General features: G+C 65.2%; 21 protein-coding genes. 6 read left to right on the top strand and 15 right to left on the bottom strand.

Features of this window, described 5'->3' with window-relative positions:
* Positions 1 to 130: 130 nt before the first annotated feature.
* The 12 genes from gspN to CAF78_RS18450 are packed head-to-tail and all read right to left on the bottom strand — an operon-like array spanning position 131 to position 10,760.
* Positions 131 to 790 (bottom strand): type II secretion system protein N, encoded by a 660-nt coding sequence (gspN, locus tag CAF78_RS18395; protein ID WP_085673421.1) that lies wholly within the window; start codon positions 788 to 790, stop codon positions 131 to 133.
* On the bottom strand, positions 787 to 1,173 hold the full coding sequence (gspM, locus tag CAF78_RS18400) for a type II secretion system protein GspM (protein ID WP_085673423.1): 387 nt from the start codon (positions 1,171 to 1,173) through the stop codon (positions 787 to 789). Before gspM ends, gspN begins: the two co-directional genes overlap by 4 nt.
* Positions 1,170 to 2,246 (bottom strand): GspL/Epsl periplasmic domain-containing protein, encoded by a 1,077-nt coding sequence (locus tag CAF78_RS18405; RefSeq protein ID WP_085674103.1) that lies wholly within the window; start codon positions 2,244 to 2,246, stop codon positions 1,170 to 1,172. Before CAF78_RS18405 ends, gspM begins: the two co-directional genes overlap by 4 nt.
* Positions 2,243 to 2,833 carry a type II secretion system protein J gene (locus CAF78_RS18410; RefSeq protein WP_085673425.1) on the bottom strand — a complete coding sequence of 197 codons (591 nt, stop codon included), beginning with the start codon at positions 2,831 to 2,833 and terminating at the stop codon, positions 2,243 to 2,245. Before CAF78_RS18410 ends, CAF78_RS18405 begins: the two co-directional genes overlap by 4 nt.
* A complete protein-coding gene (locus tag CAF78_RS18415) occupies positions 2,830 to 3,198 on the bottom strand; it encodes a type II secretion system protein GspI (protein WP_085673427.1) in 369 nt (122 codons plus the stop codon). Before CAF78_RS18415 ends, CAF78_RS18410 begins: the two co-directional genes overlap by 4 nt.
* The gene (gene gspH / locus CAF78_RS18420; protein WP_085673429.1) at positions 3,195 to 3,632 is read right to left on the bottom strand and encodes a type II secretion system minor pseudopilin GspH; all 438 of its coding nucleotides are present in this window, start codon (positions 3,630 to 3,632) and stop codon (positions 3,195 to 3,197) included. The genes CAF78_RS18415 and gspH overlap by 4 nt, the downstream gene beginning before the upstream one ends.
* A gap of 3 nt (positions 3,633 to 3,635) precedes the next feature.
* Positions 3,636 to 4,070, bottom strand: coding sequence for a type II secretion system major pseudopilin GspG (gene gspG, locus CAF78_RS18425; RefSeq protein WP_085673431.1), 435 nt, complete (start codon positions 4,068 to 4,070; stop codon positions 3,636 to 3,638).
* Positions 4,071 to 4,087: 17 nt separating this feature from the next.
* On the bottom strand, positions 4,088 to 5,290 hold the full coding sequence (gene gspF / locus CAF78_RS18430) for a type II secretion system inner membrane protein GspF (RefSeq protein ID WP_085673433.1): 1,203 nt from the start codon (positions 5,288 to 5,290) through the stop codon (positions 4,088 to 4,090).
* Between the two features lie 3 nt (positions 5,291 to 5,293).
* Positions 5,294 to 6,742 (bottom strand): GspE/PulE family protein, encoded by a 1,449-nt coding sequence (locus tag CAF78_RS18435; protein WP_085673435.1) that lies wholly within the window; start codon positions 6,740 to 6,742, stop codon positions 5,294 to 5,296.
* Positions 6,742 to 8,694, bottom strand: coding sequence for a type II secretion system secretin GspD (gene gspD / locus CAF78_RS18440; protein ID WP_139831351.1), 1,953 nt, complete (start codon positions 8,692 to 8,694; stop codon positions 6,742 to 6,744). The genes CAF78_RS18435 and gspD overlap by 1 nt, the downstream gene beginning before the upstream one ends.
* A 3-nt stretch (positions 8,695 to 8,697) precedes the next feature.
* Positions 8,698 to 9,123: a pilus assembly protein PilZ gene (locus tag CAF78_RS18445; protein ID WP_085673437.1), complete on the bottom strand. Its 426-nt coding sequence runs from the start codon at positions 9,121 to 9,123 to the stop codon at positions 8,698 to 8,700.
* Entirely contained in the window at positions 9,120 to 10,760 is a 1,641-nt protein-coding gene (locus tag CAF78_RS18450) for a lipoprotein UxpA (protein ID WP_085673439.1), read from the bottom strand. The genes CAF78_RS18445 and CAF78_RS18450 overlap by 4 nt, the downstream gene beginning before the upstream one ends.
* Positions 10,761 to 10,984: 224 nt before the next feature.
* Between CAF78_RS18450 and CAF78_RS18455 the strand changes: the two genes are divergently transcribed.
* Together CAF78_RS18455 and CAF78_RS18460 are read left to right on the top strand one after the other, a co-directional pair.
* Positions 10,985 to 13,045, top strand: a complete 2,061-nt coding sequence (locus tag CAF78_RS18455) for a PhoX family phosphatase (protein WP_085673441.1) — start codon at positions 10,985 to 10,987, stop codon at positions 13,043 to 13,045.
* A gap of 240 nt (positions 13,046 to 13,285) precedes the next feature.
* A complete protein-coding gene (locus tag CAF78_RS18460) occupies positions 13,286 to 14,134 on the top strand; it encodes an RHS repeat-associated core domain-containing protein (RefSeq protein WP_085673443.1) in 849 nt (282 codons plus the stop codon).
* Here the strand turns inward: CAF78_RS18460 and gspK are convergent.
* Positions 14,131 to 15,093: a type II secretion system minor pseudopilin GspK gene (gene gspK, locus CAF78_RS18465; protein WP_085673445.1), complete on the bottom strand. Its 963-nt coding sequence runs from the start codon at positions 15,091 to 15,093 to the stop codon at positions 14,131 to 14,133. The genes CAF78_RS18460 and gspK overlap by 4 nt on opposite strands.
* 145 nt (positions 15,094 to 15,238) lie before the next feature.
* Here gspK and tatA point away from each other — a divergent pair, with 145 nt between their 5' ends.
* The 4 genes from tatA (at position 15,239) to CAF78_RS18485 (ending at position 18,627) form a co-directional block, all read left to right on the top strand.
* Positions 15,239 to 15,472, top strand: a complete 234-nt coding sequence (gene tatA / locus CAF78_RS18470; protein WP_085673447.1) for a twin-arginine translocase TatA/TatE family subunit — start codon at positions 15,239 to 15,241, stop codon at positions 15,470 to 15,472.
* Positions 15,472 to 15,762: a Sec-independent protein translocase protein TatB gene (tatB, locus tag CAF78_RS18475; protein WP_085673450.1), complete on the top strand. Its 291-nt coding sequence runs from the start codon at positions 15,472 to 15,474 to the stop codon at positions 15,760 to 15,762. The genes tatA and tatB overlap by 1 nt, the downstream gene beginning before the upstream one ends.
* Positions 15,759 to 16,502 carry a twin-arginine translocase subunit TatC gene (gene tatC / locus CAF78_RS18480; RefSeq protein ID WP_085673452.1) on the top strand — a complete coding sequence of 248 codons (744 nt, stop codon included), beginning with the start codon at positions 15,759 to 15,761 and terminating at the stop codon, positions 16,500 to 16,502. Before tatB ends, tatC begins: the two co-directional genes overlap by 4 nt.
* A 100-nt stretch (positions 16,503 to 16,602) precedes the next feature.
* Positions 16,603 to 18,627: an HET-C-related protein gene (locus CAF78_RS18485; protein ID WP_085673454.1), complete on the top strand. Its 2,025-nt coding sequence runs from the start codon at positions 16,603 to 16,605 to the stop codon at positions 18,625 to 18,627.
* A 72-nt stretch (positions 18,628 to 18,699) separates the two neighbouring features.
* Here CAF78_RS18485 and CAF78_RS18490 read toward each other — a convergent pair whose 3' ends face one another.
* On the bottom strand, positions 18,700 to 19,011 hold the full coding sequence (locus CAF78_RS18490) for an NGG1p interacting factor NIF3 (RefSeq protein ID WP_085673456.1): 312 nt from the start codon (positions 19,009 to 19,011) through the stop codon (positions 18,700 to 18,702).
* A gap of 3 nt (positions 19,012 to 19,014) precedes the next feature.
* Positions 19,015 to 22,914, bottom strand: coding sequence for a phosphoribosylformylglycinamidine synthase (gene purL / locus CAF78_RS18495; protein ID WP_085673458.1), 3,900 nt, complete (start codon positions 22,912 to 22,914; stop codon positions 19,015 to 19,017).
* Positions 22,915 to 22,926: the final 12 nt, after the last annotated feature.

Here is a 22,926-nt window from a genome sequence, read left to right on the forward strand (position 1 = left end):
GGGTTACAGGCCATTAATCGCAATATCAAAAAGCCACACACCAGAGAGATAAAGGACTGTCGAAACAGACCTTGGCATTTCCTTCGAGCTGACTCCTTGTGAATTTCAGAAACGTCTGTAGGAAGAATCGCTACCACTGAACCTTTTTTTGCCCAGACAACGCCTGTGGGCCCAGCCACTGTATACCCCGCAATACGGCAGTCAGTCCGGCGTCCGGCTGCAAATCGAGCAAAATTGTCGCTTGGTGCGCCAGCAGGTCGGCCTCCAACTTCAACTCATGCTGCCCCTGCTGCACAAACTGCCCGCGCAAGCGCCAGCCAGCACGGCAATCCATCTCTACCCAGCCCTGCCCCAACCCTAGCGACCACGGTTCACTCAAGGCCAGATCCGTCACGCTCACCCGCCCCTCGCTGCTTTGACACTGGCGCCCCGAACCCTGCATGCGCAGCCCCCCTTGCCACTGCCCCGCCAGGCGGTAGTCCGTCGGTGCCGTCGCCTGAGGCGCCAAAGCCGCAGCGTCCAACCGCCAGCGCCATGGCCAGCCTTCGGTGCGCAGCTGCCAGGCCTGGCCCTGGAAGCCGAGCTCAGCGTTGGCCTGCATACGCCATGGCTGCAACGTCCAGCGCAGCGGCCCGACCGGTCCCAGTTGCTGTGCCTGGCCTTGCCAGACGCTGCCGCTGACATCACGTGCCGACAGGCCAATGCCGCGCACCACCCAGGCAGCCGGTAACTCGACCAGCAGGGTCAGCGTGAATACCAACCCACACCACAGCAGCCCGCGACGGCTCATGGCTGCACCACCAACTCAAAGCGCAACCCCTTGGCATCCTGCTCCAGCCCCCATTGCAACGGCTGCGCCCCTTCCGCACGCAGGCTCTGCAACCAGTTCTGCAACGCGCGCTCATCCGCTACCTGCCCCCGCAGCTGCCAGCTATTGCCTTGCACCTCGACATCGGCCAGTTCGATTTGCCGCGCCTGAACAGACTGGCGCAGGCGTTCCAGGCTCACGCCCGGGCCGCCTTGCAAGCTTGCGGCCTGCACGGCCAGTTCACGCCACTGGCTGAGCTCACGCCATTGCGCCAGGCCTTCGCGCGCGGCCAGGAAGGCCAGCAGCAAGCCAATCAGCCCCCATGCATACCACAGCCGGTGACGCTGCATCCATTCCCGGCTCATGATGCCGCTCCCAGGTCGAACACCACCTGCCCGTCCTGTACCTTTACGACTGCACCGACTGCACTGGCCATCTCGGCCCACGGCGGCGCGGCGCCATCGCCGTCCAGGCGCAGGTGCCAGCGCTGGCCATCGAAACGCACCGCTTGCAGGCGCCAGGCTGGGTGCTCATGCAGCCAGGCTTGCAGACGTGCCTGCAGGTCTTCGAGCTGACGCTCGCGCAATTGCTGTTGCAGTTCGCTTTCCCGCAGACGCTTGAGTGCCTGCGCCGCGTGCCGCGGGCTGGCCTGTTCGCCGGTCACCGCCAGCACCTGCGAACGCCAGGTCTCTACCTGGCGCCATTGCTGGGTCAGCCACAGGCCAGACCATGCCATGGCCAGTACCAGGCAGGCGAACATCAGGCGTTGCTGCTGCCGCGACACGCCGGGCAGTGAGCGTGCCTGACGCGGTCGGTCAAGCAGGCTGGGCAGGTTGTCGAGCGGCGCCAGCGAGGTTGGCCAGGTGGCGGTCACTGCGTGCGTGCGCAGGCCCGACCACGGTTGCGGCGGTAACTCACCCAACGCAGCAGGCCAGGCCAGCCAATGTTCGAGGCCGTCCTCGCCCCGCCCTTTGCACAGCGACACATCCGGCGTGCGCTGCCATTGCCAGGCATTGCCCGGTTCGGGGGATGGCAACAACTGGAACTCAGCCCAGCAGCACTCGACCTGCAGCCCCCATTCGGCACACTGCTCGCGCCACGGCGCCAGCAACTGCCGCGCCACCGCCATCAGTCGCAATTGCCCGGCCTGACGTGACAGGCAGGCACACAGCACCTCGTCGAGGTGCTGCAGCAGGCGGTCTTCCAGCAACAGCGGCCACTCGTCACGTTTGAGGCCGGGAGGCGCGGCGAGCTGAAACTGGCTGCAGCAGTCGCCGGGGACAATCAATGCGACCCGTGCCTGCAGGTTCGCCGGTGGCTCGCCCTGCCCTTGGCGCTGGGCGCCACCCGCCTCGACCAGCAGCCAGTCCCAGACTTCGCCCGGGCGCAGCAGCAACCACGGTCGCGCTGACGCAGTCCGGCGCCATTCAAACTTCATGAGCGCCCCCAAGGGAGAACGAAGGTGCAAACATACGGTGCTCCATCACGCTGCATTTCCAGGCGCACACCACGGCCGGGGTGCGCGGGTTGGTCGGAGGGCCAGGGCAACCAGCGCCCGGCCTGGTGGTAAAGCACATTGATCGCGCTGACCCGCGGCAGTTGCTCACGCAGCACCCAGCGCGGCTCGCTGGCGGCGTACAGGTCCGCCGAGCTTTCCAGCAGCAGGCGTTGGCCAGGCACGTCGAAGCGCAGGCGCTGGCGTTGCAGGCGCGAACCGCCCTCGGCCTCGGGCACGGCGGCAGCGGCCACCCACAGCAATTGCTGGCGGTCGGGTTGCCAGTCGAGCCAGCGGCTGGTCAGGGGCAGGCGCTGTTCGTACACGCGGCGCAGCACCGGGCTGTCGAAGCGCCGCTCCAAGGCCAGGCAGAACTCCAGCACGCGGGTTTCCTGGGTGTTCACCTGCAGCCGCTCACGCACCTTGAGCCAGCCATTGACCAGCGCCGCCAGCATCACCCCGAGCAGCGCGGTCAGGGCCATGGCCACCATCAGTTCGATCAGGGTCAAACCTGCCTGGCGCCGCTTCATGGCTGCTCCAGAAATACGGTGTATTGCCCAAGTGGCAGGCGCTGGTCGCGGTCGGCATACAACTGCAGTTCGCCTCGGCGCAGGTCGCATACACCAGTGCGGCGCAGCTGCAGCTGCCAATGGCAGGCCTGACCGCCTTGGCTGAGCACACCCTCCACCTGATTGCTGGACGGCCAGTATTGCTCGACGGTGAAGCGCGCTTGCAGCTCCCGCGCGCACAGCACGCCCAGGCGGTGCTGCTGCACGTTGGCCTGTACCGCCAGGCGCTGGCGCAGTACCTGGCTGGTGATGACCGCCAGCACCGCGGCAATCGCCAGGGCCACGGTCACTTCCAGCAAGGTGAACCCGCGCTGCTTGCGCTTCATGGCGTCATCGCCACACGCAACTGGCCATCTCGGCTCCACTCCCAACGCTGACTACCGTGCGCCCAGCGCCATTGCACCGAGCCCGGTTGGGCCCAGCCCTGCGGGGTGAACAGCACGCGAGGCTGCGCGCTGGCCGGCCAATCCGGGCGCAGGCCCTTGGGCCAGTGAGCCGGGGCGCCGGCCTCGACCACCCAGCCGTCACCTTCGCGGCGCACGAATTCCGGCCGCTGGCCGGTCCAGCGCAGCCCACGCAATTGCCCGGCATGCCGGGCCAGTGCAGCCTGGGTGCGGGTTTGCGTGGCCAGCTGCTGCAGTGCCTGGTCGACGCTGGCCTTGCCGCTGTCGAGCCAGGCCACCGCCATGCCGGTCATGAGCCCGGCGATGGCCAGTACCACCAGCAGTTCGAGCAGGCTGAAGCCGCGCTGACCCTGCATCGGTCACAAGGCCCAGTTGCCCAGGTCGGCGTCCTGGCCTTCGCCACCGGGCATGCCGTCGGCCCCCAGCGAATACACATCGACCCGCCCATGCTCACCGGGCATGCGGTACTGGTACGGGGTGCCCCATGGGTCTTCCGGCAGGCGGCGCACATAGCCGTCGCTGCGCCAGCTGCGTGGCAGCGGTTCCTGGGTCGGCTTTTTCACCAGCGCGGCCAGGCCCTGTTCGTTGCTGGGGAAACGCAGGTTGTCCAGGCGGTACATGTCCAGCGCCTGCTCCAGGGTCGCCAGGTCGGCCATGACCTTCTGCTTCATGGCCTTGTCCTGGTTGCCCAGCACGCTGGGGGCGACCACGGCGATGAGCAAGCCGATGATGAAGATCACCACCATGATTTCCATCAGGGTGAAGCCGCGCTGGCGGTTGCGTCGATGCTGCATGGAAGTGCTCCTTGATTTCACAGTTGCAGGCCCTGGTTGAGTTGCATGATCGGTAACAGCACCGCCAGCACGATGAACAGCACCACGGCGCCCATCAGCAGAATCATCAGGGGTTCGAAAAGCGCCATGGCGGTGTCCACCTGGCGGGCGAAGCCGCGCTCCTGGTCGTCGGCCACGCGCTCGAGCATGTCGGCCAGGGTGCCGCTGGCCTCGCCGCTGCCGACCATGTTCACCAGCAGCGGCGGGAACTGCTGGCTGGCATCCAGGGCGCGGTGCAGGCTGGTGCCGCCCTGCACCTGCTGGCGCACTTGCTCCATGGCCAGGCGGATGCGCCGGTTGGCAACGGTCTCGGTGGCCACCTGCAGGGCTTCGAGCAGGGCCACGCCGCTGCTGCAAAGGATGGCCAGGCTGCGCGCCAGGCGGGCGCTTTCCAGCACCTGCAGCAGCGCGCCGATGCGGGGCAGGCGCATCAGCAGTTCATCGCGGCGCAGGCACCAGTGCGGCTTGCGCAGCAGCCAACTGCCCAGCACGGCAGATGCCAGCGTAAGCCCCAGCAACCACGGGCCGGCCTGTACCAGGCCCTGGCTCAGGCCGATCAGCAGGGATGTAATCAGCGGCAGGCTCTGCCCGGCGTGGGCAAACTGTTCGGTGAGCTTGGGCACGACGAAGGTCATCAGGCCGACCACCACCGCCAGCGACACGCCCATCAGCACGCAGGGGTAGATCAGCGCGGTGCGCGCCTTGTGCTGCTGGCGCTGCACCTGCTCCAGGTGATCGGCCAGGCGGGTCAGCACCTGGGCCAGGCGCCCGGAGCGCTCGCCAGCTTCGACCAGTGCGCAGTACAAACCGGTGAACGGCGCCCCTTGGCGGGCGAGGCTGCGGGCCAGCCCGAGGCCTTCGGCGAGCGAGCCGCGCAGGGCCACCAGCACCCCATGCAGGGCAGGCTCGCGCAGTTGCCGTTCGAGCGTGGCCAGGGCATCGACCAGCGGAATGCCCGCGCCGGTGAGGGTTGCCAGCTGGCGGGTCAGCTCGCACAACTGGGCCCGGCTCAGGCGCTGGCGGCGCGGTTGGCCGCTACCGCCCTCATGGCGTTGCAGTTGGCGCGGGAACAGCCCCTGCTCGCGCAGCAACTGGCGTGCATGGCGTTCGCTGTCGGCCTGCAGGCTGGCCTTGTGGGTCTTGCCGGCGAGGTCGACGGCCTGGTAGCGGAAGGTCGGCATCGCTCAGCCCTGCACCGCGCGCAGCACTTCGGCCAGGCTGGTTTCGCCACGGGCCAGGCAGGCGCTGGCCATCGCCACCAGGCTCTGCCGGCGCTCGGCCAGGTAACCCTGCATGGCCAGTTCGCTGGCGCCGTCGTACAGCAGGCCGACCAGGCCGGCGTCCAGTTCGATGAATTCGTAGAGCCCCAGGCGGCCGACATATCCGCTGCCCTGGCACTGCTCGCAACCGACCGCGTGGTAGCTGCCATGCAGCGCTGCCAGCTCCGGCCAAAGGGCGCGCTCGGCTGGCTGCAAGGGCTGCGCGACGGCGCATTGGCACAACCGCCTGACCAGGCGCTGGGCCAGCACACCGCGCAGGCATGAAGCGATCAGAAACGGTTCGATGCCCATGTCGCGCAAGCGCGTGACCGCGCCCACCGCACTGTTGGTGTGCAGCGTCGACAGCACCAGGTGGCCGGTGAGGCTGGCCTGCACGGCGATCTGCGCAGTCTCGCGGTCGCGGATTTCACCGAGCATGATCACGTCCGGGTCCTGGCGCAAAATGGCCCGCAAGCCGCTGGCGAAGGTCAGCCCGGCACGTGGGTTGATGGCGGTCTGGCCGATGCCGGCGATGGCGTATTCGACCGGGTCTTCGACGGTGAGGATGTTGCGGCTGCCGTCGTTGAGGCTGTTGAGGCTGGCATACAGCGTGGTGGTCTTGCCCGAACCAGTCGGGCCGGTGGACAGGACGATACCGTTGGGCCGCGCCAGGCAAGTGCGCAGGCCCTGCAGTACGGCGGCGGGCATGCCCAGGTTGCCTAGCGCCAGCAGGCTGGCCTGCTTGTCGAGCACCCGCATGACCACGCGTTCGCCGTGGATGCCGGGCAGCGTCGACACCCGCACGTCCACTTCGCGGCCGGCCGCGCGCAAGGTGATGCGGCCATCCTGAGGCTGGCGCTTTTCGGCGATGTCCAGCCGAGCCATGACCTTGATCCGCGACACCAGCATCGCCGACAGTGCCCGCGGCGGGCGCAACACCTCGCGCAGGTGGCCGTCGACGCGCAGGCGCACCACCAGGCTCTGCTCGAAGGTTTCGATGTGGATGTCCGAGGCACGTAGCCGCAGGGCTTGGCCGAACAGGCCGTTGATCAAGCGGATCACCGGGGCTTCGTCGTCGCTTTCGAGCAGGTCCTCGATGCGCGGCATTTCGCTCATCAGGCTGTCGAGGTCGACCTGCTCGCCGATGCCTTCGATCAGCGCTTCGGTCGTGCCCTGGCCCGCTTCATAAAGCTGGCCAAGGCACTCGTCGAACGCTGCAGGATCAAGGTATTCCAGCGCCAGGGGCCGGCCATGCACGCGCAGCAGTTCCTGCAGCTGGTCGCTGTCGGCGTCGCGACGCAACCACAGGCACCAGCCTTCCTCGGCCGGGGCCATGGCCAGCCCGGCCTGACGGGCCAGGCGATACGGCAGCATCACCAGTTACCGCCTTCGAGACGCGCACGGCTGGCGGGGAACACCTGCAGCAACGGAGTGCTCTCGGCCAGGTCGGGCAACTGCAGCGGCGTGGTCTGCTGCAGGGTGCGGTACTTGCCTTCGCTGAGGCCCGCCAGGCTTGGGCCATCGCGCAGGATACGCGGGCGGATGAACACCATCAGGTTCTGCTTGGTGTTCTTGCTCGCATCGGAACGGAACAACCGGCCCAGGCCGGGAATGTCACCGAGAAACGGCACCCGCTGGTCGCTGGTGCTGAGCTCGTCGCTGATCAGGCCGCCGAGGATGACCAGGCCATTGTCTTCGACCATGACCTTGGTCTTGATCTCGCGCTTGTTGGTGATCACGTCGCTGGCGGCGCTGGAGTCGGCGATCGACGACACTTCCTGGACGATGTCCAGGCGCACGCTGTTGTCGATGTTGATCTGCGGCTTGATGCGCAACTTCACGCCGACTTCCTTGCGCTCGATGGTCTGGTAGGGGTTGGCGTTGTTCTGGGTCACCGAGCCGGTCACGAAAGGCACCTCCTGGCCGACCAGGATCGACGCCTCGGCGTTGTCCAAGGTCAGCAGGGTCGGCGTCGACAGCAGGTTGAAGCCGCTCTTGCCCTTGAGGGCGTTGATCAGCATGGCGAAGTTGAAACCGCCGCCGATATGGCCAAGCCCGGCGGTGACCCCGGTGGTGGACGACAGCAGGTCGCCCAGCGCCTCGTTGTCACCACTGGCGGCAGCACCCGCGATATTGGCGATGTTCACCCCGTTGCTGCCGAAATTGACGATGCCGGCACCGAACTTCTCGTCGGCGAACAACCACTGCACGCCCAGCTCCTGGGCTCGCGTGTCGGACACCTCGGCGATGATCGCCTCGACCACCACCTGGGCACGGCGGATATCCAGCTGTTCGACGATCGAGCGGTAGGCCGCCAGTTCACTGTCGGGGCCGACCATGACCACGGCGTTGGTGCCCTCTTCGTACTCCAGGCGGATGCCGGAGTCGCTGGCGGCAGCCGTCACCGGGCGCTCCTTGCCTTCCCCTTCGCCAGCCGCTTCGCCGGGCACCGCGCCTTCCTGGCTGAGGCCGCGCAGTACCTTGACCACTTCGGCGGCATTGGCATGGCGCAGGTACATCACCTGGGTGTTGCTGTTGTGCTGGTTGTCGCTGGGGCGGTCGAGCTGGCCGAGCAACGCTCTCACCCGGTCGGTGCTGCCACGCACCAGCAAGGCGTTGCTGCGCGGGTCGGCGACCACCTGGGTGCTGTCGGCGCCCTGCTCGCGGGCCAGCAGGCGGGTGAGCAACTGGGCGGTGTCGGCAGCGCTGGCATGGCGCAGCGGCATGACCTGCAGCGGCTCGTCACTGACCTGGTCGAGCTGGCGCAGCAGGCTGTCGATACGTTGCAGGTTGCTGCGCCAATCGGTGACCACCAGCAGGTTGGCCGCAGGGTACGGCGTGATCACGCCGACGCGCGGATCGATCAGCGGCTTGAGGATGCCGAGCATCTGCTCGCTGGCGGCATTGCGCACATTGAACACCCGGGTGGCCACACTGTCGCTGCCCTCGCCTTGCTTGCCAGCAGGCTCGACCGGCACCGGCTCCAGGCGCGCGGCCTGGTCGGGGACGATCTTCACGCTGCCGTTGGGCAGGTCGACAGCGGCGTAGCCCTGCGCGCGCAACTGGGCGAGGAAGATGTCGTAGATGGCATCGGCATCGTGGCGGTCGACGGTGCGCACGGTGACCTTGCCCTTGACCCGCGGGTCGACGATGAAGGTGGTGCCGGTGATGCGCGAGACGCTGTCGATGAACTCGCCCAGCTCGGTGTCGACGAAGTTCACCTCGTACAGCGGCGTGCCATTGTCGTCGAAGGCTTCCGGCTCTTCAGCCCAGGCGAGTGACAGGCCCAGGCTCAGGGCCGCAGCCACGCAGTATCTGGCAAACATCATTCATCCTTGGCGCTTGAAGCCGGTCACGGCGGGGCGTGGCGGCCAGGGCAGGCGTTCGCGCCGCCCCTGGTTGTCGAAAATCAGGCCATCGGCGTCGATGTCCTGCAATACGATGCCGGGCGCCAGGCGCTGGCCACGGCCGAGGGTGCGAACCTGCTGGCCGTAGCGCAGCACCACCACACTGGCCGACAACGGCTGGGCCTTGAGGCCGCCGAGGTACTGCAACGGCAGGCGGGTGATGGCGATCGCGCCGTCATCCACAGCAGGTTGCCAGTGACCGATCAGCAGGCCTGGCAGCGGGCTGGCGGCAACCTGCGCCGGGCTGGCCGGCTGCGGCTGGCGCCCCAGTTGCAGCACGCACTGGGCGGCCAGCCAGCCGGCCAGGGTCAGCAGGCCGCCGGTCATCAACCGTGTCGCCAGGCTCACGAAACAACCTGCCGTGGATGCCAGCCTGGGTGGCCTTGCACGTAGCGCACCTCGGGCAATTGCAGAGGCGCCAGCTGCCAGCCGGCCTTCTGCCGCGCCAGCCAGGCCTCGACCCGTTGCCACAGGGGCTCGCCCGCCCGGGTTTCGAATTGCAGGCCAAAGGTGCGGCACAGGCCCTGCCCCGCTTCGACGCCCGTGACGCGCTTGCCTTGCGGGCTGTAGCTGACACGCCAAGGCTGGCCCTGCCAGCGCGGCAGGTCCTGGCTGTTGTCGAGCAACAGTGGGTCACCGAACAGTTGCTCGGCGGCGTTCTCCAGCACTTGCTCGACTTGCCGGGCCGGGGCCTCGACCACCGGCGCCGGGTAGCCACCGGTGAGGCTGATCAGGTGCTCGCGGGTAATCGCTTCGCCCGCCGCCAGCGGATAGTCATAGCGCAGCCCCGGCAGCAGCACCGGCATGTTGCTGTCATCGGCCAAGGCCTGGTGCAGCAGGCGGTCCCAACTGCCGCCACGGGTGTCCCGGCGCCACAAGGCCTGGGGCGCGTGCGCCAGTGGCTGGTCGAGCCACGCCGCGTGGCCGGCCCGTTGCTGGCGCAGTTCACCCTGCAACTGGCTGGCGCGCATCTGCGCAGCAGGCGACAGGTAGCGTTCAAAGGCCGGGAAGAACTGCCCGTCGAACTGCCATTGCCCGGCAACCTGCTGGCAACGCAAACGGAATGCCCCGCTGCCGCGGCAACCAGCAAACAGCACCGGCACCCGACGGCCGCTGGCTTGGGTGGCCTGTACCGGCGCCGGCCACAAATCCTGGCCACGGGCGCAGAGCACTACATCGATTTCTGTCAATCGCTCGGCCAGCCACAGGCCCGGCCCGGTGCCGACATCGGCCATCGCCACGACCAGGTCGGCCTCGCGGCGCGCCTGCTCGAAATTCGGCTGCAGCGACTGGTACCACTGTTTAAGGGAGGCTTTCTGGTCCTGGGCATAGGGGTCGGTGACACCGACCACGGCGATGCGCACGCCGCCGCGCTCGAAAACATGCAGGGGCTCAAGGTTCAGCGACTTGCGCTGAGCGTCCGCAAGCCCTGCACCGAGGGTAAGCGTGGAAGCCTGGCGGTAGAGCGCCGCGCTGCGCTGGGGCCAGAGCACGCGTTCATCACTGCTGACCCGCACTTCACTGCCCAGCAGCTGGCTGCCCTGCACGCCGCTTTCGCCCTGGGTGAGGTAGGCCAGGCCACTGCCGTTCCAGCCCTGGCCGTTCTCCAGGGTGAGGCTGTTACCCGCCCCGGCTTCGCTGCGCAGTTGCTCCAGCAGCGCCCCGAGCACTGCATAGCCGCCCAGCGTGACGCCCGCCACCTGGCTGGCATCGAGCAACGGTGCCAGCTGCGGGTGTGCCAGGCTGGCACTGGCACCGGTCATCCATGGTGCCCGGCCCAGGTGGCTGACCGGGCCCAGGCGCGTGGCCGGCACGACCGGCAAACCGGGCTGGCGCGCATCGAGGGTGTCGGCCACGTACAGCAGATCCACACGTGCGCTGCCGCCATGCTGGCCTGGCAACGCAGAGCAGGCGCCGAGCAACGGTGCCAGCGCACCGACACCCATCCAGCTGATCAATTCGCGCCTGCTCACACTGCTTGCCATCGGGCCCGCCATCCTTATCCGAGTTCTCGTTGGGCCCCGGATGTTGCGGCGTAGGCATGACAGTTTAATGTCAGAAATCCGACAAGCATTCCAAATCGATCTTTCTGTGTTTGTAATAAGAACTTACAGTTTTAAAAACCCGTTAATATTTCTGCCAATGAATCATCACAGTAGCGCCCTAAAGTCGCGGTTTCCTCCAACTCAGCCACTATAAGGACACCCTGATGAGTCGAGATACCGGCGATAACCTGGACCGCAACCAGAGCGGCAACCTGCCGATGGCCAGCGTCATGGACGCTTACCTGAGCCGTCGCAGCGTGATGCGCGGCAGCCTGGGCGCCGCCATCGCCATGATTGCCGGTACCGGCCTGACCGGCTGCTTCGACAGTAGTGGCGGTTCAGATGACGATCCGGTCACCCCCCCTCCCGTGACCGAGCCTGAAGAGCCGAAACTGGCCCTGGGCTTCCAGTCCATCCCGGGCTCGCGCACCGACGCCTGTGTGGTCGCCGCTGGCTACAGCGCCTATGTGCTGGCCCCTTGGGGCACCCCGCTGAACAGCAACGCCAACCCGTGGAAACCGGACGGCAGCAACACCTCCACCGACCAGGCCAATGCCATGGGCATGCACCATGACGGCATGCACTTCTTCCCGATCAACGGCAGCTCCGAAGACGGCCTGCTGGCGATCAACTTCGAGTACATCGACACCGCTGCCCTGCACCCCAACGGCCCGACCACCGACGCCAGCGGCAAGCGCCCGGCCGAAGAGGTACGCAAGGAAATCAACGCCCACGGCGCGGGCGTGGTGCGCCTGCAGAAGCTCAACGGCCGCTGGCAGGTGGTCGACAACGACCCGCTCAACCGCCGCTTCACCACCGCTTCGCGCATGGAAATCACCGGGCCGCTGCGCGGCACCGACCACGTCAAGACCAAGTATTCGGTCGACGGCACCCACTGCCGTGGCACCAACAACAACTGCGGCAATGGCTATACCCCGTGGGGCACCTACCTGACCTGCGAAGAGAACTGGCCGGGCATCTTCGTCAACAAGGGCACCCGCCCCGAAGACCAGCGCCGCATCGGCGTGGGCACTTCCAGTGGCCAGTACAAGTGGGAAAGCGCGGCCGGCGACAGCAGCGAAGTGGCCGATGAGTTCGCCCGTTTCGATGTGACCGTCAAAGGTGCCAGCGCCACCGACGACTACCGCAACGAAGCCAGCACCTATGGCTACATCGTCGAGATCGACCCGTACAACAGCAGCACCCTGGCCACCAAGCGCACGGCCCTGGGCCGCTTCCGCCACGAAGGCTGCGCCCCAGGCTTGCCAGTCGCCGGCAAGCCGCTGGTGTGGTACATGGGTGACGACTCGAACAACGAGTACCTGTACAAGTGGGTGTCCACCGCCGTGTGGGATGCCGCCGACGCCACCCCGGCCGACCGCCTGGCCACCGGGGCCAAGTACCTGGACCAGGGCAAGCTCTACGTGGCCCGTTTCAATGCCGACGGCACCGGCGTGTGGCTGCTGCTGGACGTGGCCACCGCCACCACTGGCGGCAGCACCCTGGGTGCGCTGTACGGTGACCTGCCAGGCATCATCCTCAACACCCGTGGTGCTGGCGATGCCGTAGGCGCTACGCCGATGGACCGCCCGGAATGGACTACGGTCAACCCGCTCAATGGCGATGTGTACCTGACCCTGACCAACAACAGCGCGCGTACTCCGGACAAGGTCGATGCGGCCAACCCGCGCGGCCCGAACCGCCACGGCCACATCATCCGCTGGCACGACAGCGACGACCAGCTGAGCTTCACCTGGGACATCTTCGTGTTCGGCGCCAACGCCGCCGGTACGGCCGACATCAACCGCTCGGGCCTGACCGAACTCAACCAGTTCGCCAGCCCTGACGGCATGAGCTTCGATAGCCGTGGCGTGCTGTGGTTCGAGACCGACAACGGCGAAACCACGCTCACCGACTACACCAACGACCAATTGCTGGCGGTGATCCCCACCGACCTGGTCGATGCCAGTGGCAAGCAGGTGCCGATCAATGCCCAGAACCAGACGGCCCTGCGCCGCTTCTTCGTCGGGCCGAACGGTTGCGAGGTGACGGGCATCAGCTTCACACCAGACAACAAGACCTTGTTCATCAACATCCAGCACCCGGATAACTGGCCGTATACCGACAAGGCGACCGATGCGACCCCGGCAGGGGCCAAGGTCAGGCCGCGGGCTACGACGGTGGTGATCCAGCGCGATGATGGTGGCGAGATCGGTACAGCTTGATTCAGCGACGCTACAGGCAGCTTCGTGCTGACTGTAGCGTCATCATCGCAGGTGTCGAGTTCCGAAAGTCTCGCTAACAGGTATACGACCCTTCCAAAGAATCACTCGCATGGCGCCAGGCGAATACGACCAGACAGCCCCCCTGCACAACGTGCTCTTTTCTTGCTTAAGGTCCAGGAGCAAACGCTTGGGTCAACTGGCACAATTGACAGTTGATTTGTGAACGCAAAGGGAGAAAACATGGAAAAAATCCTGGCCCAGAGCACAAGCCTCATGCACATATCGGCGAGATCTTTGAAAGCCAATCAACGGAACACCATGATGAGTATTAATGAAAGTGGCTCCCCACGAAAATACTCACCATATGGCTTCATTCGGACTGACTTAGCGACGCCCCTGTTGGCTTTCGCCGGGCAAAGGCTGGAGGTTATTACGGGGAGCTATCTACTAGGCAACGGATACCGTAACTATCATCCGGGACTCATGCGATTTACTCAGCCGGATGCATTTTCCCCGTTTGGTAAAGGCGGGCTGAATGGCTACGGCTACTGCCTGGGCGACCCGGTCAATAGAGTCGACCTGAATGGACGCTGGCCATCCGTGCCCACCTGGATGAAAAAGCCGTTCAACTGGTTGTCAGAGAGGTTATTCAACAGCCCGCATCAACCCGACGTCGCCCTCGCAAGAAATTCGGACAACGATGTGCCCCCCTATCGTCAGTTGGCAACGACAGACAGCTCCAGCCAAAGCTTCAACTCAGGAAACCCGCACAGGGTTGCTACCAGCCTGAACTACCAGCAGATGCGGCCGTCACAACCAAGCCGCTTGCGCCCTCTGACTACCCGTGAAAAAGCACAAATTGCAGTGGCAGCCCCTGTGTACGCAGCTTTCAGCTTATGGCTTACGTATGAGGTAGCTACCGGTATCATGTACCCAACCAATATCCATGTCAGCCATATAAGCACCAGAAACGTCGTGGGTATGTTGGCTGGAATCCTCACGCAAACCATTACGCTGGTTCCGATGGTTTACGCCGCAGCTAAATTGCTTCGTCGAGGCCCAGAAAATAATGGCGCATCACGCGTTTAGAGTTTTGGCTCACGACTGCGAATTCTCACCTGCTGCGCCGGCACCCGTGCATGCCATTGCACCACCCCGAGCGCTTCCACCTGGAACTCGCTGCGCATCACCCTGCCCTGCTCCTCGAACGACAGCTGCAGCAGGTAATGCCCACTGTTGAGCAACAACCCCTCGCTCAGCCGCTCGAAGGTCTCGTCATCCACCGCCCCGAGTGCCTGGCGCAACGCCGAGGCATCTTCATACCCCGACGCTGGCCGGCCACTGACAATGCGGCTGAGCAATGAACGCGGGTAACGCCCCTCATACAACGCATCGAGCAACGGCAGGTGCTCAAGGCCCAGGGCATTGGCATTCAAGCGCCAGCCTGTGGTCTGCGGCAAGGCGCACAGCATCGGGTAACGGCGTTGGCGTGTAGCGTCTGGTTCGAGCAGCAGGTTCAGCTCGCTGGTATCAAGCATCGGCTGGTTGGCCGCCAGACGCGGGGGCTGCTGGCGCAGGTACTGGGCACTTTCGGCGCCTTGCAGGCGCGCGTCGCTGTCACTGTCGAGCCAGTCGGCCAGCGCATCGACCAGGCGCTCGGCGGCCATGTCGTCGCCCAACAGGTACTTGAGTTGGCGCTCGGCCCGCTCGCCGTCGGCCCCCAGCAGCGCATTCACGTTGAAGCAGCTGTGCTGGTCGCGCACCCGCAGTTGCGCCTGCCCGGCACCAAAATCGTATTTCAACGGTTGCCCGCGCACGGCCTGCCAGAACAGTGGGCTGAGCCGCCAGGCAGGGTCTCGCAGGGCTTGGTCGGCATAAGCCAGGCCAGCCTGTTCCATGGCGCGTACCTGCACCCGTTGGCGCAACAGCTGCACCTCGTCCACCTGACGGCGGCCATCCTCCACCAGCCAGGCCATGCCTGCAGCGAGCATTGCCAGCACCACCATCACCATCAGCAGTGCCGCACCCTGCTGTCGCTTGCCGTACATGCGCGCGCATCCTTTTCATCGATGAGTGCGCCAGTCAACACGCGGGTTGTTGCAGCCAGGTTGCAATGGCCTTGCAGTCATGTTCGCGTCATCTGCAAGCGGCAGGATTGGCCTTCAATTTCATGGCCTTACAGGAGTGGTCGAAATGGGTGGCATCGGAATCTGGCAATTGGTGATCGTACTGCTGATCGTGTTTCTGCTGTTTGGCACCAAGCGCCTCAAGGGCCTGGGCAGCGATGTCGGCGAAGCGATCCAGGGCTTTCGCAAATCCATGGGCGGCGAGCATGACGTCAACGCACCCAGCGCTGCTCACGTGCAGCAACAGCCGCCGGTAACCGCCCAGGCTGCACAGCAGCCGCAAGCGGATCGCCAAGCCTGATGTTCGAGATAGGCTTCAGCGAACTCTTGCTGGTCGGCATCGTCGCACTGCTGGTGCTTGGCCCGGAACGCCTGCCGGTCGCGGCGCGCACCTTGGGCCGCGGCCTGGGGCAGGCGCGCCGGGCGATGAACGGGTTACGCGCACAGATGGAGCGCGAAATCGACATGCCCAACCTGGACAGCGCGCCCTTGCGGCGCCTCGAGCAGGATATCCGCCAGGGCATCAGCCTCAAGGCGGAACCGGCCAATGACAGCGTAGCCACAACCGTCGCCCGGGAGAGCACGCCATGAGCATTGCCCTGGACCCGGCGGCACGCATGCCTTTGACCGAACACCTGCGCGACCTGCGCAAGCGCCTGGTACGCTGCCTGTTGCTCTTGGCGCTGGTATTCGCCGGGCTGTTTCCCTTTGCCCAGCAGCTTTACACGCTGATCTCGGAACCCCTGCGCCGCTTCCTGCCGGAAGGCGCCAGCATGATCGCGACCAGTGTCACCTCGCCGTTCCTCACGCCGTTCAAGCTGACGGCGATGTGCGCGCTGTTCGTTGCCATGCCGCTGTTGCTGCACCAGGCCTGGGGCTTTCTGGCTCCGGGCTTGTACCGCCGCGAGCGGCGCATCGCCCTGCCGTTGCTGGTGTCGAGCATCGTGCTGTTCTATGCCGGCATGGCCTTCGCGTTCTACCTGGTGTTCCCGATGATGTTCGGCTTCTTTGCCAGCGTGACACCGGACGGTGTGGCAATGATGACCGATATCAGCCAGTACCTGGACTTCATCATGGCGCTGTTCCTGGCGTTCGGCCTGGCGTTCGAGATCCCGGTGGCGACGTTCATCGTTGTCTGGGTGGGGTTGGCCGATGTCGCCACGTTGCGGCGCAGCAGGCCCTACGTGATCGTCGGGTGCTTTGTGGTGGGGATGATCCTGACGCCGCCGGACGTGTTTTCGCAGACCATGCTGGCGGTGCCGATGTGGCTGCTGTTCGAAATCGGCCTGGTGGCCTGCGCAGCCCTGCCTGGCCATGCGCCGCGAGGCTGACATGCTTCGGTCAGCCCCCTGCAGCGGGACATGTTGCCCGCTCCCCAGAGTGATTGGGAATTCTCATGCTGGCTTTTTCTCCCCAGCATGAGTTCCCGCCATGACCGCTTTACCCGACTGCCTGACGACTACTTTCGCCCTTGACCAACTGACTGAAAGCGCCGCCTCACTTTCGCCACAAGCCTTCCACTCGCTGCTTGCTCCTGTGTTCGGCGACGACCTGCCTGAAGCGTGCTATCAGTGCTTGCACGACGCACTTCGTGAAGGCACGTTGGCCAACCCGGTTCACCAGATCGGTACACAAGCCCATGGCAGGGCAAGCTACGACAATGCCACCCGCATCATCCACCTGCATCCCGACGTGATCGAGGCTGCACGCCAGCAGCCGGGCGGCGCCTGCGAACTGGCGACCATCCTGCTACACGAGTTCGGTCACCACCTGGACTGCCTCCTGCGCCAGGAATACGCACCTCGCCTGACCACAGGCAGAACCCAGGTTGCCCAAGACGCCTGGCTCGAAGAGGGTGCCCGATTTGCTTATCTGTTCTGTGAAATCGAACCACGCAAGCCTGGCAAGCTGACAGTCGCTCACCTACACAGCGGTGATGCAGATATCCACCTTCAGGTCGATCGGCAGGCGCTGCGTCACTACATCCGCCTGAGCCAGGGCCAGGAAGCGCAGCACAGCGAAAGCCGCTATGCGAGCCATGAGGGCTTTTCGGCTGGGCAAGGCAATGAGGCGCGTGAATCCGAGTCTTGGGGCCACGGCTCGATCGAGGAAGATTTGAAGTATGCCGGCTTTGACGAAAAGCAGCGCAAGGCGATCTATTTTGGCAACTGGTTGCGCGATTACTCACAGTTGCTCGACCCCAAGCTGGTGCGGGCCGCCGATGCTCCCAAGGACTTCCCGGCCAAGCTTTCAAGAGAAGTGCTTACCCAGCTCGTCGATCTTTTGGCACTGAGAGCCTTCCCCAGCCTGCAAAGCACGCCGCAAGAGCGCAGCCACTATGTTGTCACTCCGCAGATGCTGGGGGTCTATCGCCCCAGCGAACACATAGACAACCCCTTCAATCCGAGGCCTCCCAGCGTCGATCCACGCACCATCGACGAAGCCTTCGAGGCGCCCATCGCCGAGGATGACGCCCTGCTCCAGGTCGACCCTGACACCTCCATGAAGCGCTACATCTTCACTTCGGTCGACTACATGAGCAACTGCCTGCGTGACGCCATGGCAGCGGGGCCAACGCCGAAAGGCATGCGCCAGTTCGGCGCGGCCTTGCACGTGCTCGAGGACTACTTCGCCCACTCCAACTATGCAGAGCTGAGCCTGCGCAAGCAGAAACACGACCGTGTATTGCCATGGACCGCAAAGGTCGATTGCAGGCACGAGTGGCCAGTGGTCACCGGCATGTTCGCCGGTTCCGATGTGATCGCCAGCCTGGCCGAGCCAATGGCGAACCTGTTGTTCAAGCCCTCCGGCAGTTTCGAGAACATTACCCCGGGCCAACGCGCGAACTCGGAACTTGCATTGTTGATTCTGCTGCAAGACCACCCTGACCCGAAATGGCAGCAGTATCTGCAGACCTCCCTCGAGGTGCGCGACACACTGGCGGACCTCCCAGGGTTCAACGGCATGCGGCTGGTCTCCTGGATCATCAGCTCGCCGATAAGGGGCGCCCAGGATCTGCTCAAGCTGGGCTACCAAACCCTGCTCAACCTGATCGGCAATAGCGTTGACGATCTACAGACGCTGCGCCTGGGCAATCCTGAGCTGATCGGTTCGACCAACCCGACCCATTCACAACTCGCCAAAGATCATGACGTCCATCCTCTGCATACCTTGGCCGCACTCATGGCGCGCGTTGCGGTACGCGAGGTGGGCAAAGCCATGTACCACCACTGGGAGGGAAAGCGCCTGCTCGATCCGGTGAAAATCGCGCGCAGCTACTTTACCCACCCCTTTGACAGCGAGTGGCAGGATGAACTGGTCAGCCATTGGGCATCCGAGCACCCAGAGAAGATCGAGCAGGCTGGCAATGATTCGATCTTCGCCACATTGCACGGTCATGCCAACCACGAGGTCGACACAAGCGTGTGGGACCGCGTGCGTGGGCTGTTCGGATAGGCCTGAAACACAAAAGCCCCGGCAGGAAACTGCCGGGGCTTCTGGTATTGAACCAGTGACACTTCAATGCGTTCAGAAGTCAGCCAATGGCCATACTTCGTATGCCGGTGTCTCGTAGGGATGGCTCCGTTTGAGCGCAGCGACGACCTGAACGATCAGGTCGTCGGCCACCACCAGCTCCACCTTCCACTCCTCCACCACCTCGACCTGGCCGGTTTGCCCGAGGAACGGCTGGCTGCCGTCCAACGGGCGGAACTGGCCCTGGCCCAAGGTCTGCCAGGCGCAGTGATCGTAGTCGCCGATACGCCCGCCACCGGCGGCGAACACGGCGGCCTTGACCCCTTCAACATGGCTGGCCGGGACGAAGAAGGCGAGCTTGTACACGCCTTAGTTCACCCACACGCGGGCGTTGCGGAACATACGCATCAGCGCGGCGTCTTCCTGCCACTCATCCGGGCGCCAGGAGTTCTGCACGGCGCGGAACATACGCTCCGGGTGCGGCATCATGATGGTCACGCGGCCGTCACGGCTGGTCAGGCCGGTGATACCGCGCGGCGAGCCGTTCGGGTTGGCCGGGTAGGCTTCGGTGACCTTGCCGTGGTTGTCGACATAGCGCAGGGCCACGCAACCGGACAGGTCGGCTGCCAACAGTGCCTCTTCGCTGGCGAACTCGGCATGGCCTTCGCCGTGGGCGATGGCGATCGGCATGCGCGAACCGGCCATGCCCTGCAGGAAGATCGAGTTGGACTTCTGCACCTCGACCATGGCCACGCGCGCCTCGAACTGCTCCGAACGGTTGCGCACGAAGTGCGGCCAGTGCTCGGTGCCCGGGATCAGCTCGTGCAGGTTGGACATCATCTGGCAACCGTTGCACACGCCCAGGGCGAAGCTGTCGGTACGCTCGAAGAAGGCCTGGAAGGCATCGCGGGCGCGGCTGTTGAACAGCGCCGACTTGGCCCAGCCTTCACCGGCACCCAGCACGTCACCGTACGAGAAGCCACCGCAGGCGACCAGGCCCTTGAAGGCTTCGAAGTCCACGCGGCCTGCGAGGATATCGCTCATGTGCACGTCGATGGCGGCAAAGCCTGCGCGGTCGAAGGCGGCAGCCATCTCGACCTGGCCGTTGACGCCCTGCTCGCGCAGGATCGCCACTTGCGGGCGCACGCCCTTCTTGATGTACGGCGCGGCGATGTCGTCGTTGACGTCATAGCCCAGCTTGACCGACAGGCCCGGGTTTTCTTCCTCGAGCAGCAGGTCGAATTCCTGGTCGGCGCAGTCGGCGTTGTCGCGCAGGCGCTGGATCTGGTAGCTGGTTTCGGCCCACTGGCGCTGCAGCATGCGGCGGTCGTCGTCGAACAGCACTTCGCCATTGAGGCTGATGGACACTTCACCGTTGTTGACCGGCTTGCCGATCACCGCGACGCACTCCTCGCCCAGGCCGGCAGCGCTGAACTGTGCCAGCACGTCCGGGGTGGCATCCTGGCGAACCTGGATAACCGCGCCCAGCTCTTCGTTGAAGAGGATGGCGGCCACGTCGGCCTTGCTGTCGGTCAGCGGGTCGAGGTGCAGGTCGAGGCCGCAGTGGCCGGCGAAGGCCATTTCCAGCACGGTGGTCAGCAGGCCGCCGTCGGAACGGTCGTGGTAGGCCAGCAAGTGGCCGTCGGCGTTCAGGCCCTGGATCACGGCGAAGAACGCCTTGAGGTCTTCGGCGTCGTCGACGTCTGGTGCCTGGGCAGCGATCTTGCCGTAGGTCTGGGCCAGGATCGAGGCGCCCATGCGGTTCTTGCCGCGGCCCAGGTCGATCAGGATCAGGTCGGTCTCGCCCTTGTCCATACGCAGTTGCGGGGTCAGGGTCTGGCGGATGTCGGTGACCGGGGCGAAGCCGGTGATGATCAGCGACATCGGCGATGTGACGCTCTTCTCGACGCCCTCTTCGCTCCACTTGGTCTTCATCGACATCGAGTCTTTGCCGACCGGAATGGTGATGCCCAGCTCCGGGCACAGTTCCATGCCGACAGCCTTGACGGTGTCGTACAGACGCGCGTCTTCACCCGGGTGGCCGGCGGCGGACATCCAGTTGGCCGACAGTTTGATGTCGGACAGTTTCTCGATGCGGGCAGCGGCCAGGTTGGTCAGGGTCTCGCCGATTGCCATGCGGCCGGACGCCGGGGCATCCAGCAGGGCCAGCGGGGTACGCTCGCCCATGGCCATGGCTTCACCGGTGTAGACGTCGAAGCTGGTGGCGGTGACGGCACAGTCGGCCACCGGCACCTGCCACGGGCCGACCATCTGGTCGCGGGCAACCAGGCCGGTGATGGTGCGGTCGCCGATGGTGATCAGGAAGCTCTTGCTGGCCACGGCCGGGTGGTTCAGCACGCGCTGCACAGCCTGGTCCAGGTCCAGTTTGCTCGGGTCGAAGTCATCGCCCAGCTCGGCCTCGCGGGTGACCGAACGGTGCATGCGCGGCGGCTTGCCCAGCAGCACGTCGAGCGGCATGTCCACCGGGGTGTTGCCGAAGTGGCTGTCGCTGACGGTCAGGTGCGGCTCTTCAGTCGCCTCACCAACCACGGCGAACGGGCAACGCTCGCGTTCGCAGATGGCCTGGAAACGCTCGAAATCGACGGCGCTGACGGCCAGCACGTAACGCTCTTGCGATTCGTTGCTCCAGATTTCGTGCGGGGCCATGCCCGGCTCGTCGTTGGGCACGTTGCGCAGTTCGAAGCGGCCACCACGGCCACCGTCGTTGACCAGCTCCGGGAAGGCGTTGGAGATACCACCGGCGCCCACGTCGTGGATGAAGGCGATCGGGTTCTTGTCGCCCAGCTGCCAGCAGCGGTCGATGACCTCCTGGCAACGGCGCTCCATTTCCGGGTTTTCGCGCTGTACCGAGGCAAAGTCCAGGTCAGCCGAGCTGGCACCGGTGGCCACCGACGAGGCGGCGCCGCCGCCCAGGCCGATCAGCATGGCCGGGCCGCCGAGCACGATCAGCTTGGCGCCGACGGTGATCTCGCCCTTCTGCACGTGGTCTTCACGGATGTTGCCCATGCCGCCGGCGAGCATGATCGGCTTGTGGTAGCCGCGCACTTCTTCGCCATGCGGGGTGTCGATGGCCTGTTCGAAGGTACGGAAGTAGCCGGTCAGGGCCGGGCGACCGAATTCGTTGTTGAACGCGGCGCCGCCCAGTGGGCCTTCGATCATGATGTCGAGGGCGTCGACGATGCGCTCCGGCTTGCCGTAGGCCTGCTCCCACGGCTGTTCGAAGCCCGGGATGCGCAGGTTGGACACGGTGAAACCGGTCAGGCCGGCTTTGGGCTTGGCGCCACGGCCGGTCGCGCCTTCGTCGCGGATTTCGCCGCCGGAGCCGGTGGAGGCGCCGGAGAACGGGGCGATGGCGGTCGGGTGGTTGTGCGTCTCGACCTTCATCAGGATGTGCACCGGCTCCTGCACCGCACCGTACTGGCGGGTTTCAGGGTTCGGGAAGAAACGGCCGGCGACGCTGCCGACGATCACCGAGGCGTTGTCCTTGTAAGCCGACAGCACGCCTTCGTTGTGCATCTGGTAGGTGTTCTTGATCATGCCGAACAGGCTCTTTTCCTGAGCCTGGCCGTCGATGTCCCAACTGGCGTTGAAGATCTTGTGGCGGCAGTGCTCGGAGTTGGCCTGGGCGAACATCATCAGTTCGATGTCGTTCGGGTTGCGCGCAAGGCCCTGGAAGGCGTTGACCAGGTAGTCGATCTCGTCTTCGGCCAGGGCCAGGCCCAGGTCGATGTTGGCCTGGGCCAGGGCGGCGCGGCCACCGCCAAGGATGTCGACCGAGGTCATCGGCTTGGGCTGGGCGTGGCTGAACAGGTCGGCTGCCTGCTCCAGCTTGGCCAGCACGCGCTGGGTCATGCGGTCGTGCAGTTCGGCGGCGATCAGCTCGGCGTCGGCGTCGCTCAGGTTGCCGGCCACGTAGTAGGCGATGCCGCGCTCCAGGCGCTGAATCGACTGCAGGCCGCAGTTGTGGGCGATGTCGCTGGCCTTGCTGGCCCATGGCGAGATGGTGCCCAGGCGCGGCACGACCAGGAACAGGCGGCCGGTCGGCTCCTGTACCGGCACGCTCGGGCCGTATTTGAGCAGACGGCCCAGCACCTGCTGCTGGTCGGCGGTCAGCTCGCCGTCAACGTCGGCGAAGTGGGCAAATTCGGCATACAAACCAGTAACAGCGGGGACTTTCTGGCTCAGTTGCTCGAGTAATTTACCGTGGCGAAAGGCAGAAAGGGCAGGAGCGCCGCGCAGGATCAACATCGTCGGGACAGC

It is taken from the genome of Pseudomonas sp. R28(2017) (assembly GCF_002112505.1).
Classification (GTDB): Bacteria; Pseudomonadota; Gammaproteobacteria; order Pseudomonadales; family Pseudomonadaceae; genus Aquipseudomonas.

What these genes read in the sequence shown, in the direction of transcription:
- tatC (WP_085673452.1), top strand. Translation starts at nt 15,759, where the DNA reads ATGAGCATTGCCCTGGACCCGGCGGCACGCATGCCTTTGACCGAACAC.
- CAF78_RS18415 (WP_085673427.1), bottom strand. Translation starts at nt 3,198, where the DNA reads ATGAAGCGCAAGCAGCGCGGGTTCACCTTGCTGGAAGTGACCGTGGCC.
- CAF78_RS18455 (WP_085673441.1), top strand. Translation starts at nt 10,985, where the DNA reads ATGAGTCGAGATACCGGCGATAACCTGGACCGCAACCAGAGCGGCAAC.
- CAF78_RS18450 (WP_085673439.1), bottom strand. Translation starts at nt 10,760, where the DNA reads ATGGCAAGCAGTGTGAGCAGGCGCGAATTGATCAGCTGGATGGGTGTC.
- tatA (WP_085673447.1), top strand. Translation starts at nt 15,239, where the DNA reads ATGGGTGGCATCGGAATCTGGCAATTGGTGATCGTACTGCTGATCGTG.
- gspK (WP_085673445.1), bottom strand. Translation starts at nt 15,093, where the DNA reads ATGTACGGCAAGCGACAGCAGGGTGCGGCACTGCTGATGGTGATGGTG.
- purL (WP_085673458.1), bottom strand. Translation starts at nt 22,914, where the DNA reads ATGTTGATCCTGCGCGGCGCTCCTGCCCTTTCTGCCTTTCGCCACGGT.
- gspH (WP_085673429.1), bottom strand. Translation starts at nt 3,632, where the DNA reads ATGCAGGGTCAGCGCGGCTTCAGCCTGCTCGAACTGCTGGTGGTACTG.
- CAF78_RS18405 (WP_085674103.1), bottom strand. Translation starts at nt 2,246, where the DNA reads ATGAAGTTTGAATGGCGCCGGACTGCGTCAGCGCGACCGTGGTTGCTG.
- CAF78_RS18435 (WP_085673435.1), bottom strand. Translation starts at nt 6,742, where the DNA reads ATGCTGCCGTATCGCCTGGCCCGTCAGGCCGGGCTGGCCATGGCCCCG.
- CAF78_RS18410 (WP_085673425.1), bottom strand. Translation starts at nt 2,833, where the DNA reads ATGAAGCGGCGCCAGGCAGGTTTGACCCTGATCGAACTGATGGTGGCC.
- tatB (WP_085673450.1), top strand. Translation starts at nt 15,472, where the DNA reads ATGTTCGAGATAGGCTTCAGCGAACTCTTGCTGGTCGGCATCGTCGCA.
- gspD (WP_139831351.1), bottom strand. Translation starts at nt 8,694, where the DNA reads ATGTTTGCCAGATACTGCGTGGCTGCGGCCCTGAGCCTGGGCCTGTCA.
- gspG (WP_085673431.1), bottom strand. Translation starts at nt 4,070, where the DNA reads ATGCAGCATCGACGCAACCGCCAGCGCGGCTTCACCCTGATGGAAATC.
- CAF78_RS18485 (WP_085673454.1), top strand. Translation starts at nt 16,603, where the DNA reads ATGACCGCTTTACCCGACTGCCTGACGACTACTTTCGCCCTTGACCAA.
- gspM (WP_085673423.1), bottom strand. Translation starts at nt 1,173, where the DNA reads ATGAGCCGGGAATGGATGCAGCGTCACCGGCTGTGGTATGCATGGGGG.
- gspF (WP_085673433.1), bottom strand. Translation starts at nt 5,290, where the DNA reads ATGCCGACCTTCCGCTACCAGGCCGTCGACCTCGCCGGCAAGACCCAC.
- gspN (WP_085673421.1), bottom strand. Translation starts at nt 790, where the DNA reads ATGAGCCGTCGCGGGCTGCTGTGGTGTGGGTTGGTATTCACGCTGACC.
- CAF78_RS18460 (WP_085673443.1), top strand. Translation starts at nt 13,286, where the DNA reads ATGGAAAAAATCCTGGCCCAGAGCACAAGCCTCATGCACATATCGGCG.